This window comes from Bartonella vaga, assembly GCF_037070895.1.
Lineage (GTDB): Bacteria > Pseudomonadota > Alphaproteobacteria > Rhizobiales > Rhizobiaceae > Bartonella.
This window is the reverse complement of sequence record NZ_JAYMZK010000010.1, coordinates 1-15,669: the sequence shown is the minus strand read 5'-3', so window position 1 is coordinate 15,669 and position 15,669 is coordinate 1. Positions and strand designations below refer to the sequence as shown.

Genomic DNA, 15,669 nt, shown 5'->3' with positions numbered 1-15,669 from the left:
GTGTGAAGCTGATAGAGTTTTACATTTTTGTAGGGAAAATTTAAACCATGGGTTTCCAGTTTTCATAGATATACCTTTGCTTATGAAACACTTTATCACATGAAGAGGGAGTTGGATAGTTTTGTATACCTCTTTGATAAATATTTCCTAAATTTATTTTACGAGAAGAAATTTTGTAGTAAACTTTATCATGAAACCTGTGCAGTGTTATTATACTATTTTTTTTTAAAGAAATTTTTTATGTCTCCAGTCTTTACAAAAGCATTTTTGGCAAATTTTGTTTAATCTTATTTAATTTTTTATGAAAGAGTTGATGTCAAATCATCAAAATTCATGAGGGAACCAATAGGTCCGACAGCAGCTAATGTTGGAGTAGAATTAATAAAAAGGCTTTGAGCCAAGTCCGTTAATTTTGCAGGAGTAATGAGATCTATGTGTTCAATTGTTTCAGAGATTGGAATTGCTCGACCGTAAAGAAGCATTTGGCGGGCAATGAGATGCGCTTGACTCAATGGATTTTCTTGTGACATTGTCAGGTTAGCACGATATTGTGCTTGTGCTCGTTGAAGTTCATTAACATGAATATTTTTACTTGCCTTAGAAAGTTCATCAAGAATCACGGGAAGCAGTTCTTTTAGTCCTTTTTCTCCGGTAGCGGCATGGACTCCAAAGAGCCCAATATCTGAAAATCCCCAATGAAAAGCATAAATAGAATAGCATAGTCCACGTTTTTCTCTCACTTCTTGAAAGAGGCGTGATGACATACCTCCGCCAAGAATAATTGAAAGAATTTGTGCAACGTAAAAGTCATGTGCATGATAAGCGCGCCCTTCAAAACCAAGAACAACTTGTGTATCCATTAAATTGCGATACTCACGAAAATCGCCACCGACATAATTTGCAAGGTTGGGGATAGGTGCTGTTGAATGGGAGCGAAAATTGCTAAAACGGCTTTCAATTTCTTGCAGGAAAGTTTCGTGTTGTACAGCTCCTGCCGCAACTACGATCATCCGGTCTGCACTGTATTGTTTATTCATAAAATTATGCAGATCAGAAGAGGTAAATGATTGAATTGTTTTGGGTGTCCCTAAAATAGAGCGGCCAAGCGACTGGTGACGAAAGGCTGTTTCCGTAAAGTAATCAAAAACAATATCATCAGGAACATCGTGAGCGGCACCAATTTCTTGAAGAATTACTTGCTTTTCTCGTTCTAGTTCATCTTCATCAAATTTAGAATACATCAAAATATCGGCTAGAATGTCAATAGCAAGTGGGATATCGTTTTTAAGTACGCGCGCAAAATAGGCAGTTGTTTCAGTACTTGTTGTGGCATTGAGTTCACCACCAACATCTTCAATATCGGTTGCAATTTGAAAAGCTGTACGGTTTTCCGTTCCTTTGAAAGCCATATGCTCAAGAAGATGGGCGGTGCCATGCTGTGTGAAGGTTTCATTGCGTGAACCAACTTTAATCCATACTCCGAGTGCTACACTGTCAATTTGTTGCATTGTATGTGTGGCGATCGTCAAACCATTACTGAGGCGACTGATATCTACACCCATGTATTTACGACTCCATTAAACAGGCCAATTACCTTATTATAAGGGCATTGGAATATTTTTTATTTGAAATAATGCAACTAAATTTAATAAGATGCATGTAACTTTAAGGAAATGTAATCTTTTACTATTTTTTGCATTATTAGCAAGACCTATAAAATAATCTTTGTGTTTCATTAAATTTTTGAGACAAAAAGTCCGTGGAGGATTAAGTCTGCAGACGCTCTTGATGGCATCAGGCAGCTTTGCAGGATGAGCGGTGGTAAAGATGGCAATTATTGAAAAAGGTAGCTTCTTGTTTTTGCAAGAAGTTCTAAAAGAAAATAGGTAATGAACACTCTTGAGTTGTTTTTTGTTAAGATCAAAATATCTTGATTTTTTTAAATTTTCCATCGCACTTCGAATCCATATTGACTTACGATTATCATTTTTAAACAGAAAACGTTTAACATTAGAAGAGGCTTGAATATCTATCAAGAGTGATGTTGTGTGGGGTATCAGCTGTGCGTTGTAAGTACTGTTGCTTGATATGTGTGCGAGGATGTCATTGTCATCCATTATGATAGTCAGTTGTGCAAGGGGCAATTCCAGACGGATGCAACATCATTTGCAACAATATCACTGAAATTTTTAGTAGTAGCAGTAAATGAAAAAGACCAATAAGAAGAATCTAAGAAAACTGCAGATAAGAAATGGTGCATGATTTTTATATGAGATGCATTAAATTTATAAAATCAACTCTCAAAAGTGTTTTTTTGAAGGAAGTTACGGTTATTAAATATTGCGATAAGTATTTGGAAATTATAAGAAGTTTCTTCAATAGTTGCGGCATGGGCATTTGTATTTTGATTTATGGTTATTTGGCGTTGCTAAATTTGTGATATGCATCTTTTAGGAAAAAACACCTGAGTATTCTCTTCTCAAAAATGCTTCTATTGCAGAATTACCTGTATCATTAGATATAGTAGTAGATAATTGTTATGTGTTTATTTTTTAGTTAGAATATACTCCATAAACCGAGAAAGAAATCACCATTGCGATAGCTTTAAATGCTAAAGTAGAGCCGTAAAAAGCTCACGAATAAATTCATTCGCTCCAGTTTGCAGTTATGGATAGATCATTAGATAATGAAAGAAAGTATAAGATTCAGTCATCATATTTTAAAAGAGGTATATTCAATTTCGTTGCTCACAAGACGTCAAAGAATGATTTAAGCAATTGTCGTATAGAATTGACTGGGGAGTGTCCTTAATGCATTAAATGATGATTGGTGAAGTTATTTTTCGCTCTGTTTTTAGAAGAAAAATTTATATGGATATTAATAGCACGAAATGGCACGTCATAAATCACGGTGAATAGCTTATAAGGTAATTTTACAACACTTCATATATAGATATAGACTATGCATATAGATTAATATTTTTTCAGCTTGAATTATTGCGTTTCCTTTTAGCCTTATATTTGTACTGAACAATATTATTGGTTAATGAGCAAGTTATACATAGAAAGAAAAAAACAGCCTGCCCAATTATGTAAGGCAGACTGAAATTTAAACATTACTTTTAAGATAGAAAAAGTAACCGAATAACTTTGAGTATTTAATTTTACCTATTTCCCACCTAACTATTATACTAAATATGGCTATATAATAGACTCAGTGGGGAGGCCAAAGCTTAAAGTTATTTCTATAGCTTTTTTCTGTCCGATAATTTAAATTTGTAACACGGAAAATCACAGTACTGAGCACTCTATTTTCTTTTTCATTAGATAATTAGCAATATTCCCTTTTAAAATTAAGGACACATTACTTATATTCACAGAAATAGAAATATTGTTATTTCTGTATTTTATCAATTATAATTATATTTTATAATGAATTTGTTACTTTATGCTTTAAATTGCACGGACTTTTTGAACATTAGTATTATGTTTTCGCTATTAATGCTATGTCCTTTATCCATCCTATTACTGTTCCTATGAGACTGAATACATACCCAGCGATAGCTAACCCCACTCCTATCGTGAGTGGTTCAACTACCTCTTCAATTTTTTCTTCAACGGCAGCTTCATTTTTCGTTTCGTAACTTAAAGCTTGAACATGGGAAGAATCCACGCCAACTGTTTGAGATATTGTATTTCCTGCGTGCTTCATTATGTAATCAGCAACATTCTCTTTTTTTGGGGTGCTTTTTAAATGATTTGCATTAGCACCAAAAGTTTGTGAAAGAAAAAAAGCCGCTGCTATAAAAATGTTTAACACGTAAACTTTAAATATTTTGACCATAATTTTCACCTCACATATTATTTACTTTACTAATATATAACAGATTAAGTGTATCTATAGATACTTATTGAGTATATAAAAGTAGATACAATATGTAGTTATTTACTACACAGTACATTGCAGTATAATTCGTTATGGAGCTATAGTCAATAAGAAAACATATTCATTATGTATTTTATTTATTTAAATTATATTAAAAACTTACTAAAATTATGCATTGAAAAAGATATAATTTACATAAAAATTCCGGTTTTAAAAGCGATAATTGGCTAAATTTATGAAAGAGAGATGAATTATCAAGTAAGAAAGAGGCTTTTGGTGTTGTTTTTTATAGGGCCTAAATAAAGATCTCGTGCGTTGTATAATATAAGCCAAGTTTAGTATTAAAAAAGTACTAGCGAATAATAAAAAACTTCATTACTAACTATAAAACTGTTTTTTTAAGTTGTGTTCTGATTTACATCAATTTGTTTTTTGTATGAGCATACAGAAAAATACATAGTTTTTTTACAATAAGCAAAATCCAAATTGAGTAAATATGTAGTTTTTGTGTATTATGACAATGATATATACCAGTTATTTATAACCGTAGGCAGCCGATGTAGTTGTATGTTTATTTTTAAAGTATGCTTTATTGAGATAAAAGCAAAAGTGTTATTGAGAGAGTTTGTAAATTGATCTGTGTTCCAGAGATGTTTTTATGATAAGTCTCTCCATACTGCCATTGCCTCTAAAGCTTCCAGTAAATGAGCATGTTTAGCGATAACCGTTTCAGCTCCAGCGTCTGCAAGTGCATTAGAATGGCCAAGATAACTATGTGATCCACCAGTAAAGCCGATAACACGCATACCTGCCGCTGTTGCGGCATGTACGCCATAGATAGAATCTTCGATAACAATAGTGTTTTTAGGTTCTGCGTGTAATTTGTGTGCAGCAAAAAGAAAAACATCTGGAGCTGGTTTAGTCTTTTTTGTTCCAACTTCAGGAGCAGAAAATATTATATCTTGATTATCAAAAAAATCGTAAAGATCAACAGTGGTAAGCATCTCTTTAAGCTCTGCGCTTGCTGCATTAGAACAAATACAATAAGGGCAGAGACTTTGAATTTTTTCTAGCACTTTTTTTATACCATCTATAGCATGTAATTCAGTTTTTATTTGTGCTCGAAAAAGATTTGACATTTGATCTACTAGGTGAACTGAAATAGGTTTTTCTGTTTCCTGTTCAATTTTTTTTAGGATATCAATAAAGACCATTCCTGCATAATGCCTGCTCAATTCTTCAGGTGATATTTCATATCCTGCCTGTTTAAGTAATTGAGATCCAATTTTTGCTGCGAGATATTCGGAGTCTACTAAAACTCCATCACAATCAAAAATAACGAGATCTATTTGAGGCATAAGATATTCCTTTTTTTGTTGTTTATGGTGCCAGAATTAGCACGAAGAATATATTGAGAAGACTTTATTGTATAACAATTTGCTTCGACAATGATTCTTGTTCATTTGATGTGAAGAATAATATGTGAACAGTGTGTTGAAGAAAAGTAAAATAAGAATTTATCAGTATACAATTTATTTATTTTCCTTGAAATAGCAAAAACGAAGATCAATTTTGCAAAAGTTTAACGATACATTTACTCTATTTTGTAAATATGAACTGATGGTGCGGGCTTACAAACCATTTTGATTGATTATAGGGCAAATTCAGTTCATTTCGTTGGGTTTTTCATGACAGTTATTCGGCTTCAAAAAGATTTCGTTCGTACTCCCTCACAGGCGCTATGGCGCAATAAAATTTTCAAAGGGGATTGTGTTGCGGTATTGGAAAAACTTCCAAAACATTCAGTTGATATGATTTTTGCAGATCCTCCTTATAATTTGCAGTTAGACGGTGCTTTATATCGTCCAGATGATTCCCTTGTTGATGCGGTTGACGATGCATGGGATCAGTTTGAGAGTTTTGCTGCTTATGATACTTTTACGCGTGCATGGTTGCTTGCTTGTCGCCGTGTTTTGAAACCTAACGGGACACTTTGGGTTATCGGATCTTACCATAATATTTTTCGGGTTGGTACGGCATTACAAGATTTAGGTTTTTGGATACTTAATGATATCATTTGGCGCAAAAATAACCCTATGCCTAATTTTCGGGGACGTCGCTTTCAAAATGCCCATGAGACGCTTATTTGGGCTGTTCGAGATCAAAAAGATAAAAAATATACATTTAATTATGATGCTTTAAAAGCTGCGAATGAAGATTTACAAATGCGTTCAGATTGGCTTTTTCCTCTCTGCACTGGTGCTGAACGTTTAAAAGATGAGGCAGGACGTAAATTACATCCAACACAAAAACCACAAGCATTATTAGCTCGTATTATTATGGCTTCTAGTAAGCCTGGTGATGTTATTCTTGATCCGTTTTTTGGTTCGGGAACGACAGGGGCTGTTGCTAAACTTTTAAGGCGAGATTTTGTGGGTATTGAACGTGAGCAACGTTACATTGACGCAGCATGCGAGAGGATTGCTGCAGTTAAACCTTTGGAGAAACCAGAATTAGCAATTTTGGATAGAAAAAGAGCAGAACCGCGTGTAGCATTCAACAGTTTACTGGAAGCTGGATTACTTCATCCCGGAGAAGTTCTTTATGATCGGAAGAAACAAGTATCCGCTATTATAAGAGCTGACGGTACGGTTATGCATGGTGGTGAAGCTGGTTCTATTCATACAATGGGGCGAAAGGCCCAAGATTCACAAAGCTGTAACGGTTGGCTCTTTTGGTATTATGAGGAAAATGGACGGTTGAAGTCAATAGATAAATTAAGAATGATGATACGTTCACAGATGTTAAAAACTGCTGTTTTATAAAAAATGGATGAGTGCGTGCTGAAGCACAAGATTTATTTTTAAATGGGGAATTATTTTAATTTAAAGGAATTGGGGATCGCTACGGAAATGGCTTTTTTCATAACAGTAGGGAGAGCTTCTTCGGAAAGGTGATAAATGTCGCACCACCAGCCATTTTTGCTCTTCATTTCGCGAATGCTATCGGTATAGTAAACGTTAAGTTTCAGAGAAAAGTGGGTAAAAATATGCGTAACTTGCCCTTTGAATTGCCAATCGGCAGCAAAGGGAGTATTGTAGGGTCCGTTCTCTTCGTTTACTCCGATATTGTTGGGAACTTGAGTCATTCCATTGAGTAATTTTTTTCCTTGTCGTTTTTCTAAATAAATTTGTCTATTTTCATTAAGTATAACAAAGGCAGCTCCGGTTCTTAAGGGGCGTTCTTTTTTAGGGACTTTGACAGGAAAAGACTCTGTTATCTGCATCTTTTCTGCTTTACAAAAACTTTGAAGGGGACAAAGTGAACAAGATGGTTTGCGCGGTGTACAAATAGTTGCTCCCAGATCCATCATCGCTTGGGCAAAGTCTCCAGGGCGATTTAAAGCGGTGATCTTTTGTGTTTTTTCTTTAATTTCAGTTTTTGCTTTTGGCAATGTTGAGGTGATAGCGAATAAGCGGGTTACTACGCGTTCAACATTGCTATCAACAACTGCTACAGGATGGTTAAAAGCAATTGCGGCAATGGCTGCGGCTGTGTAGTCTCCAATGCCAGGTAAGGTACGCAATGTTTTTACGGATTGTGGAAATTGTCCTCCGTAGTTTTCAATAAGCTGTTGGGCGCAATGTTTAAGGTTTCGTGCACGTGAATAATAACCAAGGCCAGCCCATGCTTTCATGATATCATCTTGAGAGGCTTTTGCTAAAGAAGAGAGATCAGGCCAGAGTTTCAAAAATTTTTTAAAATAAGGTTTAACGGCTTCGACAGTTGTTTGTTGAAGCATGATTTCAGAAATCCAAACTTGGTAAGGGTCAGGGCGGATGCCTTGTATTTGTTTTTCAGGGGTAATACGCCATGGTAAATGGCGGTGTTTTTTATCGTACCAAGAAAGGAGGTGCGAAGAAATTTCATGCATGATTGCTTTCAAGCACAAGGAGATATAAAATGCAAAAGAAAAAGTTTTTGTTTTGCAATTCATAGTTTATTGTGTCTCTAATTAAGTAAGAGACTCTGGTTACATGAGAATGAGATTCGTGGATATCTAAGGAAGCTTTTTAGTATAACTTTTAGATGAATTGGACGATGGTCTGGAAAATGAACAAAAAGTTTAAAAAGCGTTATTTTTATTCTCTTTCAGAAGCAGTATCCAAAATACTTGATCCGGCTTTATGTAAACGGACAGGGCTTAATACCGCGCTTATAGAGCATTGGCCACAGATCGTTGGTTACGAGATAGGCGAACATACAATACCGCTTAAAATTATTTGGAAACGTCGTGCGGTTCAAGATGAAGTTTTCCAACCTGCAACACTTGTTGTGGCGTGTGAAGGGTTTGCTGTATTAAAATTGGCGCATGAAATAGACGAATTGCTTCATAGAATTAATGTTTTTTTTGGCTATTTTGTTGTTGATCGCATCAAGATTGAGCAAAGGTGTTTATCTGCTCCGACAAATCACTTACCAGTAAACTCAGTCCTGAAAGAAGAAGATAAAAAGCGTATGGAAAAAATGCTTGAGGACGTTGAGGAGGAGAGTTTACGCCAATCACTTTATAAACTTGGCTGTTGCATTTTTGCAGAAAAAAAATAATAATCAGCAAGCTATCTTATGTATTTTTTTAGCATATGGAAAAATGATGGATTCTCAATTTGTTTAATAGCAGCAGAAAAGTATTATTTATGATCAAATGTCGTTCTTTCTTATCTTTCGGAACAATTTTTCTTTTAGCGGCAACTGTACAAATGAACGTAGCTATTGCTTTAGCTCGTAGTGTTAAGCCAGTTGCAACTGTCAACATGGCTGAGATTCTTCAACAGAGGAAAGTGAAGGATCGGTTTGAGGGTGATGTGAATGCACCGGTGACGATTGTTGAATATGCTTCGTTAACGTGTGTCCATTGTAGGAGTTTTTATAGTGATGTATTTCCTACAATTCGTAAAGAATACATCAAAAAGGGAAAAGTAAAACTTATTTTCCGGGAATATGCTTTTGATCCTCGTGCAACGGCAGGTTTTATGTTGGCACGATGTGTTCCAGAAGATCGCTATTTTCCTTTGATAGAAGTTTTATTTCAAAAACAAAATGAGTGGGCCTGGAAAAAAGATGCTTTGACCCCATTGAAGAAAATGGGATTAATGGCAGGATTGACAGATGAAAGTTTTAATGCGTGTCTGCAAAATCAGAGTATTTTAGATGAAGTAAATGCATCTTTTGAGCGGGGCAGAGAGCTTGGTGTTACAGCAACGCCTACTTTCTTTATTAATGGTAATAAGTATGAAGGTGCTATGTCAGTAGAAGCTTTTTCTTCGGTGCTTGACAATTTTCTAAAAAATTAAGTTTTTCTTACAGAAAATAGATATTGGTACATGTGCTCATTTCCTTTTTTTGAAGGTTAGTTTTGTGCATTTATGGAGCGGTGTTTTCTTTTGTTCGGTTTAACTTTGAAATAAATCATTATTTTTGATGATTAGCCCGGATCAAATAATGTTTTTGCTGATATGAGAGGACTTGTGTGATGGCAAAATGGGTTTATAGTTTTGGGGATGGCAGTGCAGAGGGAAGTGTGAGCAAGGTCGGTCTCCTCGGCGGCAAGGGAGCTAATTTGGCAGAAATGAGTAATCTTGGTTTGCCTGTTCCTCCTGGATTTACCCTTACAACAGAAGTTTGCAATTTTTATTATGCTCACGACAAATCATATCCAAAAGAATTAAGGGAACTTGTTAAGCAAGCGCTTAAGCGCGTGGGTGAACAAACAGGGCGTGAATTTGGTAATAAAAAAAAGCCACTTTTACTCTCTGTTCGTTCAGGTGCTCGAGCTTCTATGCCAGGGATGATGGACACAGTGCTTAACCTTGGTATGAATGATGAAACTGTAAAAGCAATTGCTTTACAAGCTAACAATGAACGTTTTGCCTGTGACAGTTATCGTCGTTTTATTCAAATGTATTCTAGCGTTGTTCTGGGATTAGAGCATTCGTGTTTTGAAAAGATTCTTGATGAATCAAAACTTCGCAATGGTTATGTTTCTGATACAGAAATGACAGCGGATGATTGGAAAGATATTATTGTTTCTTATAAAGCGTATGTTGAGGAAACGTTGGGAAAGCCTTTTCCGCAAGATCCTGAACAACAATTGTGGGAGGCAATTGGAGCAGTTTTTTCAAGTTGGATGACGGCACGTGCAATCACTTATCGTCGTCTACATAGTATTCCTGAAAATTGGGGAACAGCAGTTAATGTGCAAGCCATGGTTTTTGGCAACATGGGTGAAGATTCGGCAACAGGCGTTGTGTTTACACGTAATCCATCGACAGGGAAAAAAGAGCTTTACGGGGAATTTTTAGTGGATGCGCAGGGTGAAGATGTTGTGGCGGGTATTCGAACTCCTCAAAATATCACAGAAGATGCGCGTATCATTGCAGCTTCAAATAAGCCATCTTTGGAAAAGATTATGCCAGAGGCTTTTTTGAATCTGTGCCAGATTGCGCGGAAGCTTGAGCAGCATTATCACGATATGCAAGACATTGAGTTTACAATTGAAAAAGGGAAATTGTGGATATTGCAGACTCGTTCAGGAAAACGAACGACACGTGCCGCTTTAAAGATGGCGATTGAGATGGTTGAGGAGGGCTTGATAAGCAGTGAAGAGGCGGTAATGCGCATTGATGCACAATCGCTTGACCAACTTTTACATCCGACGCTTGATCCAAAAGCAGAACGTTTTGTTATTGCACGTGGTTTGCCTGCTTCTCCAGGAGCTGCTACTGGTGAAATTGTTTTTACTTCGGAAGAAGCAGAAACTGCCTGGGAAGAAGATCGTAAAGTTATTTTGGTACGTATAGAAACAAGTCCAGAAGATATCCATGGTATGCACGCTGCAGAAGGGATTTTAACAACGCGTGGAGGTATGACGAGTCATGCTGCTGTTGTGGCGCGTGGTATGGGAAAGCCGTGTATTTCTGGTGCTGGCAGTGTGCAGATTGATTATAAAACAGGTACAATGTTGGCTTCAGGGCAAAGCTTTAAAAAAGGTGATGTTATTACGATTGATGGGGGAAGTGGAGAAATTTTCAAAGGAGAGGTTGCGATGTTGCAACCTGAGCTTTGTGGTGATTTTGCAAAATTGATGGAGTGGGCTGATAAACTGAGACGTATAAGAGTTCGCGTTAATGCTGAAACACCCTCTGATGCACGTATGGGGCGTTCTTTTGGGGCTGAAGGTATTGGACTTTGCCGTACGGAACATATGTTTTTTTCTGGTGAACGTCTTGTTGCTATGCGTGAAATGATTTTAAGTAGTGATGAGAGTGGACGCCGTAAAGCATTGAATAAACTTTTGCCAATGCAGCGCTTAGATTTTAAAGAATTATTTGAAATTATGTCTGGTTTGCCTGTTACTATTCGCTTACTAGATCCGCCATTACATGAATTTTTGCCAAAAACAGATGAAGAAATTCTTTGTGTTGCAAAGGCTATGGGAGTTTCTACGGAAATGCTTGCTAAACGTGTGCAGGAATTGCACGAATTTAATCCTATGCTTGGATTACGGGGATGTCGTTTAGCTATTACTTATCCAGAAATTGCAGAAATGCAGGCGCGGGCTATTTTTGAAGCAGCAGCAGAATCTACTCAAAAATCTGAATCTTCTGTTATGCTTGAAATTATGGTGCCGCTTGTTGCACTTAAATCTGAACTTGATTTTGTAAAATCTCGTATTGATCAGGTAGCTTCTGAAGTGATGAAGGAGAAGGGAAGCAATATTCAGTACATGGTAGGGACGATGATTGAGCTTCCAAGGGCAGCTCTTCGGGCAGATGAAATTGCAGAAACTGCCGAATTTTTTTCGTTTGGAACAAACGATTTGACGCAAACTACTTTTGGAATTTCACGTGATGATGCCGCTCCTTTTTTGGAGACATATTTTCAAAAAGGTCTTTTAGAACAAGATCCTTTCGTATCTATTGACCGTGATGGAGTAGGAGAATTGATTGCGATTGCTGCACAGCGTGGTCGTTCACAGCGTGGAAAAATTAAACTGGGAATTTGTGGTGAGCACGGCGGTGATCCTTCCTCTATTACTTTATGTGAAGAAAATAACCTGGATTATGTTTCATGTTCTCCTTTTCGGGTGCCAATTGCACGTCTAGCAGCAGCACAGTCGGCAATTGCAAAAAAGACATAAAGGTTTTTTGAGATTTTTTTATTGTGTGACGGTTGCAGTACGCACAATAACTTATACTTATCTTTTTCTTTGAGAGGAAAAAGAAAATTTCTAAGATCCTCTATGAGATTTATGTGTTAGTAAAAAGGAAAGTGTGTCCTTGACGTACTTATAAGAGAAACTACAAAACAGATAATTACTTTTAATTCAACAAACCAACTTCATGCATTTTCATCAAAACTGTTTGATCAATCTTACCAGTTGTGGGAAGATCAAAAAGTTTTTGAAACTGTTTTAAGGCTTCTGTTGTTTTTTGATCTTCTATACCTGTGACAATAATTTCATGGTGACCAAAAATACGTAAAGCTTTTTGCACTTGTATAATATCTGCAGCAGGTGGAAGTAAAACTGTTTCTTTTGAATGCGGCATATCTTTTGTCTTTGTTATCCTGTTGTCTGTTTTCATTTCGCTCTGCTTAATTAATCGCACAATTTCATCTACTGTGGAGTTGGGTAAATTATTTTGTATTCCGTGAAAGTTTTGTTGCTTCCACAGTGTTATGGCACGACGCATTTTTGGTCCCTTTAATCCATCTAAAGGACCATCGTAAAGTCCTAGACTTGCCAGCTCCTTTTGCATTTTTAGTGTGTTTTCTGATAAAGAATTTGAAGATGAATTTTTGTGCAGATGGTTTGGAAAAGGTACAGACGTGACCTGAGAAGCTGCATGAGATTTTTTTTCTTTTTTAGGAAAAGTAGAGTTTTTCTCTATATCTGGAGAGAATGTGAATTTTAATTTAGTAAAACCATCCTGATACGTTGTTATTTGTGAAAATAAAGCATTAAATGAAATAAAGCCAAAACTAATGGCAAAAAGAAGAGATCCAACAAAAAATAGAGTATTTTTTCGTGTATAAAAATAAAGTGTTTTTGCTATCCAAAAAAGTAAAGAGCCACTTATAAGAATGATTAATATAACAATACTACTATGATTTTTACGCTTTTTTTCGGTTTTTGTTTTTCGCATCTTTTTTTTGTTTATCATTATTCTTAATTCTTATTTTTAATTGCAATTGTTTCTTCAATAGAAACGTACATAAGTTATTTTTACTTTCAGGGAGAGGTGCATCTGTGTCATTTCTCTCTCTTTTCAAATTTCTAAAATGAATAAGTGTATTATATAAATCTATAAGCTAAGAAATCAGTAACAGCTCTCATCTACTTTTTGTGCTTTAGTATTCTATAGCATTTTTGTTACGTATCAAAAGAGCTTTTAACTATGCGACACCATTTTTTGCGATTGAAGGTCACCTTGTCACATATTATAACGTAATTAAAAAGTGCAATATTATTGCCTCATTGTTTTTTTGCATATCGCATCTATTGAATAGTGTTTGAAACCAAAGCTGAAAAATATTTTCTTATTATGCTGCAGATTTGACAACGGTGTGTATCTCTTTCAAATATCTTCTACGTATTTAGGTTTGCATTCTCTTACCACAGTATGATGAGCATAATTATTAATGGTAGTAATTTTTACAACATTTATCAGAGAATAGGATACTTATTTAACCTTTGTAAGTTTATTGTACTTTTTTATAAAAAAATTGTAATATGCTGTATAATATCGTCACCTTCATGAATTGCCATAACCGTTACTCGTAGTTTTTTTATTGCAGTACATTTTTTCTTAACTATATGTGATAAAAGTGCGAGCTTGCATATCTTCAATGTTCTTATTTTACTGTATCAATTTTGACGCTAATTTTTAACTAAAAGATAATGCATCTCATTTTTATCCGTTTATAGCATATATTATTGTGGCATAATTAATGATATAGAACTAATAAAATAATGATTTTATAAATTTTCTATAAAGAGGAAGAATATAGATTACAGCTTTTGTTTCATGTAAAATTGCAGTACATTGGTTGCCTATGATACGTTTTTCGATCAAATTATTATTTTTTTTGTTTTTTGTTTTTGTCGTCATTTCATTTTTTGTAGCGAAGCCGAGCAGTAATCATCTCTCTACCCCAAAAAATAATGAGGCAACAACGAGCGATGTAATCGTGGCTTTTAAAGAAGCTTTAAATGATTTGGGAACATTCTGTGATCGTAATATAAAAGCTTGCCAAGTTGGCAAGTCCTTTTTAAGTTCACTTGGCGAGCGTGCATATTATGGTGCAAAAGCAGCTTATGAGTATTGGGGATATATATTGAATGACAAAAATACAGCGTATTCCCAAAATGCTCCTCCTAAGGAGGAGATATACGAGTCTACACCAAAACAGAAACGTATGATGTCACCTTGAAATAGAAATTTTTAACGTTTGTTTTTTGCATTATGCAAAGAAGAATAAGTATTTATCTGTCCATAAACTGCATTCAACATGATAATAAAACAATATAGGACTAAGATTATGACAGAAGCGATCGATAATATTATAGAAAACTTTTCTCTTTTGGATAATTGGGAAGATCGTTATCGTTATGTGATTGAACTTGGCTACGAATTGCCACCTTTTCCTGAAAATGCTCGCAATGACGCTCATAAAGTTCCTGGTTGCATTAGTCAAGTATGGCTTTTATCTTCACGTGATAATTCAGAAAATCCAACATTAACGTTTCAAGGTGATTCTGATGCTCATATTGTGCGTGGGCTTATCTACATCCTTATTGCTTTTTATTCAGGAAAAAAGGCTTCTGAAATTTGTAATGCTGATGCTGAAGGACTCTTTGAAACGCTTGGTTTAAATGAAAACCTGACACCCCAAAGGTCAAATGGTCTGAAATCAATGATTGAACAGATCCGTAATGAAAGTTGTATGCAAAACTAGCTGATTCTAAAAAAAATACACAAGACTTCAATAAAAAATGTACTTACTGCAAAGCATTTCAGTATATTAGAGTTGCGCACTTTTTAAAAAAGCGATTACTTTATTTTCTTCCGTTTGCTTCTGCGCCCAAGCCCCATTTCTTTCGCCAAGGCTGAACGTGCCTTTGCATAATTAGGTGCTACCATAGGATAAGAACTATCCAGCTGCCATTTTTCACGATACTCTTCTGGCAACATTCCATAATGTGTCATGAGATGACGTTTTAAAGATTTAAATTTTTTTCCATCTTCAAGGCAGATAAGATAATCTGGAAAGACTGAACGTTTTGGGTTAACGGCAGGCCTTTGCTTCTCAACTTCGGCTTCTGTTAACTCCACATTCCCCGCTTTACGAAAAGCGGCATGAACATCAGCAATCAAACTTGGCACTTCAGTCGGTCGGATAGAATTATTACTCACGTAGGCAGCGACAATATCAGCAACCAATGTAATAACTAAATTGCTTTCAGTCTCTAAGACTGGATGATGTTCCATTCTTGTTTCCTTTAATTTAAAATCGAGATATGGCATATATACTCATAATACAGAGATCTCATGCACATAGATTTCATATTGTACAAAAATCTTTTTTGTCAATTCAATTATTCTATAAAATTGCAAAAACATAAAAAAATCAAATAAATACCCACTTTTTGTCATAAAATTCAGTGGGGAGAACAAAATTTTTACCTATTAAAACATAATATTGTTTTATACTATATCGCAT

Annotated in this window: 13 protein-coding genes; 6 read left to right on the top strand and 7 right to left on the bottom strand. The window is 35.5% G+C overall.

All coding sequences use genetic code 11. The features are described 5' to 3' along the window. Positions 1-299: 299 nt before the first annotated feature. From WCP76_RS05895 to WCP76_RS05880, 4 genes are all read right to left on the bottom strand, one after another. Positions 300-1,562 (bottom strand): M16 family metallopeptidase, encoded by a 1,263-nt coding sequence (locus tag WCP76_RS05895; RefSeq protein ID WP_336294754.1) that lies wholly within the window; start codon positions 1,560-1,562, stop codon positions 300-302. A 36-nt stretch (positions 1,563-1,598) separates the two neighbouring features. Continuing rightward, positions 1,599-2,117, bottom strand: coding sequence for a PALP domain-containing protein (locus WCP76_RS05890; RefSeq protein WP_336294753.1), 519 nt, complete (start codon positions 2,115-2,117; stop codon positions 1,599-1,601). A gap of 1,366 nt (positions 2,118-3,483) precedes the next feature. After that, positions 3,484-3,843 (bottom strand): hypothetical protein, encoded by a 360-nt coding sequence (locus tag WCP76_RS05885; protein ID WP_336294752.1) that lies wholly within the window; start codon positions 3,841-3,843, stop codon positions 3,484-3,486. Between the two features lie 698 nt (positions 3,844-4,541). Further along, entirely contained in the window at positions 4,542-5,243 is a 702-nt protein-coding gene (locus WCP76_RS05880; RefSeq protein ID WP_336294751.1) for an HAD family hydrolase, read from the bottom strand. Positions 5,244-5,573: 330 nt separating this feature from the next. Between WCP76_RS05880 and WCP76_RS05875 the strand changes: the two genes are divergently transcribed. Next, the gene (locus WCP76_RS05875; RefSeq protein WP_336294750.1) at positions 5,574-6,710 is read left to right on the top strand and encodes a site-specific DNA-methyltransferase; all 1,137 of its coding nucleotides are present in this window, start codon (positions 5,574-5,576) and stop codon (positions 6,708-6,710) included. Positions 6,711-6,760: 50 nt separating this feature from the next. On the opposite strand, the gene mutY is transcribed toward WCP76_RS05875, so the two are convergent. Further along, positions 6,761-7,819 (bottom strand): A/G-specific adenine glycosylase, encoded by a 1,059-nt coding sequence (gene mutY / locus WCP76_RS05870; RefSeq protein ID WP_336294749.1) that lies wholly within the window; start codon positions 7,817-7,819, stop codon positions 6,761-6,763. 179 nt (positions 7,820-7,998) lie between these two features. Between mutY and WCP76_RS05865 the strand changes: the two genes are divergently transcribed. From WCP76_RS05865 to ppdK, 3 genes are all read left to right on the top strand, one after another. After that, positions 7,999-8,493, top strand: coding sequence for a DUF721 domain-containing protein (locus tag WCP76_RS05865; RefSeq protein WP_336294748.1), 495 nt, complete (start codon positions 7,999-8,001; stop codon positions 8,491-8,493). 89 nt (positions 8,494-8,582) lie between these two features. Next, positions 8,583-9,239, top strand: a complete 657-nt coding sequence (locus WCP76_RS05860) for a DsbA family protein (protein ID WP_336294747.1) — start codon at positions 8,583-8,585, stop codon at positions 9,237-9,239. A 179-nt stretch (positions 9,240-9,418) separates the two neighbouring features. Beyond that, positions 9,419-12,085 (top strand): pyruvate, phosphate dikinase, encoded by a 2,667-nt coding sequence (ppdK, locus tag WCP76_RS05855; protein WP_336294746.1) that lies wholly within the window; start codon positions 9,419-9,421, stop codon positions 12,083-12,085. A gap of 181 nt (positions 12,086-12,266) precedes the next feature. Here the strand turns inward: ppdK and WCP76_RS05850 are convergent, their stop codons facing one another. Then, a complete protein-coding gene (locus WCP76_RS05850) occupies positions 12,267-13,109 on the bottom strand; it encodes a peptidoglycan-binding domain-containing protein (protein ID WP_336294745.1) in 843 nt (280 codons plus the stop codon). A gap of 892 nt (positions 13,110-14,001) precedes the next feature. Between WCP76_RS05850 and WCP76_RS05845 the strand changes: the two genes are divergently transcribed. Next, positions 14,002-14,379: a DUF5330 domain-containing protein gene (locus WCP76_RS05845; RefSeq protein ID WP_336294744.1), complete on the top strand. Its 378-nt coding sequence runs from the start codon at positions 14,002-14,004 to the stop codon at positions 14,377-14,379. Positions 14,380-14,487: 108 nt separating this feature from the next. After that, positions 14,488-14,904: a SufE family protein gene (locus tag WCP76_RS05840; RefSeq protein WP_336294743.1), complete on the top strand. Its 417-nt coding sequence runs from the start codon at positions 14,488-14,490 to the stop codon at positions 14,902-14,904. A 95-nt stretch (positions 14,905-14,999) separates the two neighbouring features. On the opposite strand, the gene WCP76_RS05835 is transcribed toward WCP76_RS05840, so the two are convergent. Continuing rightward, the gene (locus WCP76_RS05835) at positions 15,000-15,437 is read right to left on the bottom strand and encodes a Ros/MucR family transcriptional regulator (protein WP_336294742.1); all 438 of its coding nucleotides are present in this window, start codon (positions 15,435-15,437) and stop codon (positions 15,000-15,002) included. Positions 15,438-15,669 lie beyond the last annotated feature (232 nt).

Coding starts and splice junctions, on each gene's coding strand:
- WCP76_RS05895 (WP_336294754.1), bottom strand. CDS start 1,562: ATGGGTGTAGATATCAGTCGCCTCAGTAATGGTTTGACGATCGCCACA.
- WCP76_RS05890 (WP_336294753.1), bottom strand. CDS start 2,117: ATGGATGACAATGACATCCTCGCACACATATCAAGCAACAGTACTTAC.
- WCP76_RS05885 (WP_336294752.1), bottom strand. CDS start 3,843: ATGGTCAAAATATTTAAAGTTTACGTGTTAAACATTTTTATAGCAGCG.
- WCP76_RS05880 (WP_336294751.1), bottom strand. CDS start 5,243: ATGCCTCAAATAGATCTCGTTATTTTTGATTGTGATGGAGTTTTAGTA.
- WCP76_RS05875 (WP_336294750.1), top strand. CDS start 5,574: ATGACAGTTATTCGGCTTCAAAAAGATTTCGTTCGTACTCCCTCACAG.
- mutY (WP_336294749.1), bottom strand. CDS start 7,819: ATGCATGAAATTTCTTCGCACCTCCTTTCTTGGTACGATAAAAAACAC.
- WCP76_RS05865 (WP_336294748.1), top strand. CDS start 7,999: ATGAACAAAAAGTTTAAAAAGCGTTATTTTTATTCTCTTTCAGAAGCA.
- WCP76_RS05860 (WP_336294747.1), top strand. CDS start 8,583: ATGATCAAATGTCGTTCTTTCTTATCTTTCGGAACAATTTTTCTTTTA.
- ppdK (WP_336294746.1), top strand. CDS start 9,419: ATGGCAAAATGGGTTTATAGTTTTGGGGATGGCAGTGCAGAGGGAAGT.
- WCP76_RS05850 (WP_336294745.1), bottom strand. CDS start 13,109: ATGATAAACAAAAAAAAGATGCGAAAAACAAAAACCGAAAAAAAGCGT.
- WCP76_RS05845 (WP_336294744.1), top strand. CDS start 14,002: ATGATACGTTTTTCGATCAAATTATTATTTTTTTTGTTTTTTGTTTTT.
- WCP76_RS05840 (WP_336294743.1), top strand. CDS start 14,488: ATGACAGAAGCGATCGATAATATTATAGAAAACTTTTCTCTTTTGGAT.
- WCP76_RS05835 (WP_336294742.1), bottom strand. CDS start 15,437: ATGGAACATCATCCAGTCTTAGAGACTGAAAGCAATTTAGTTATTACA.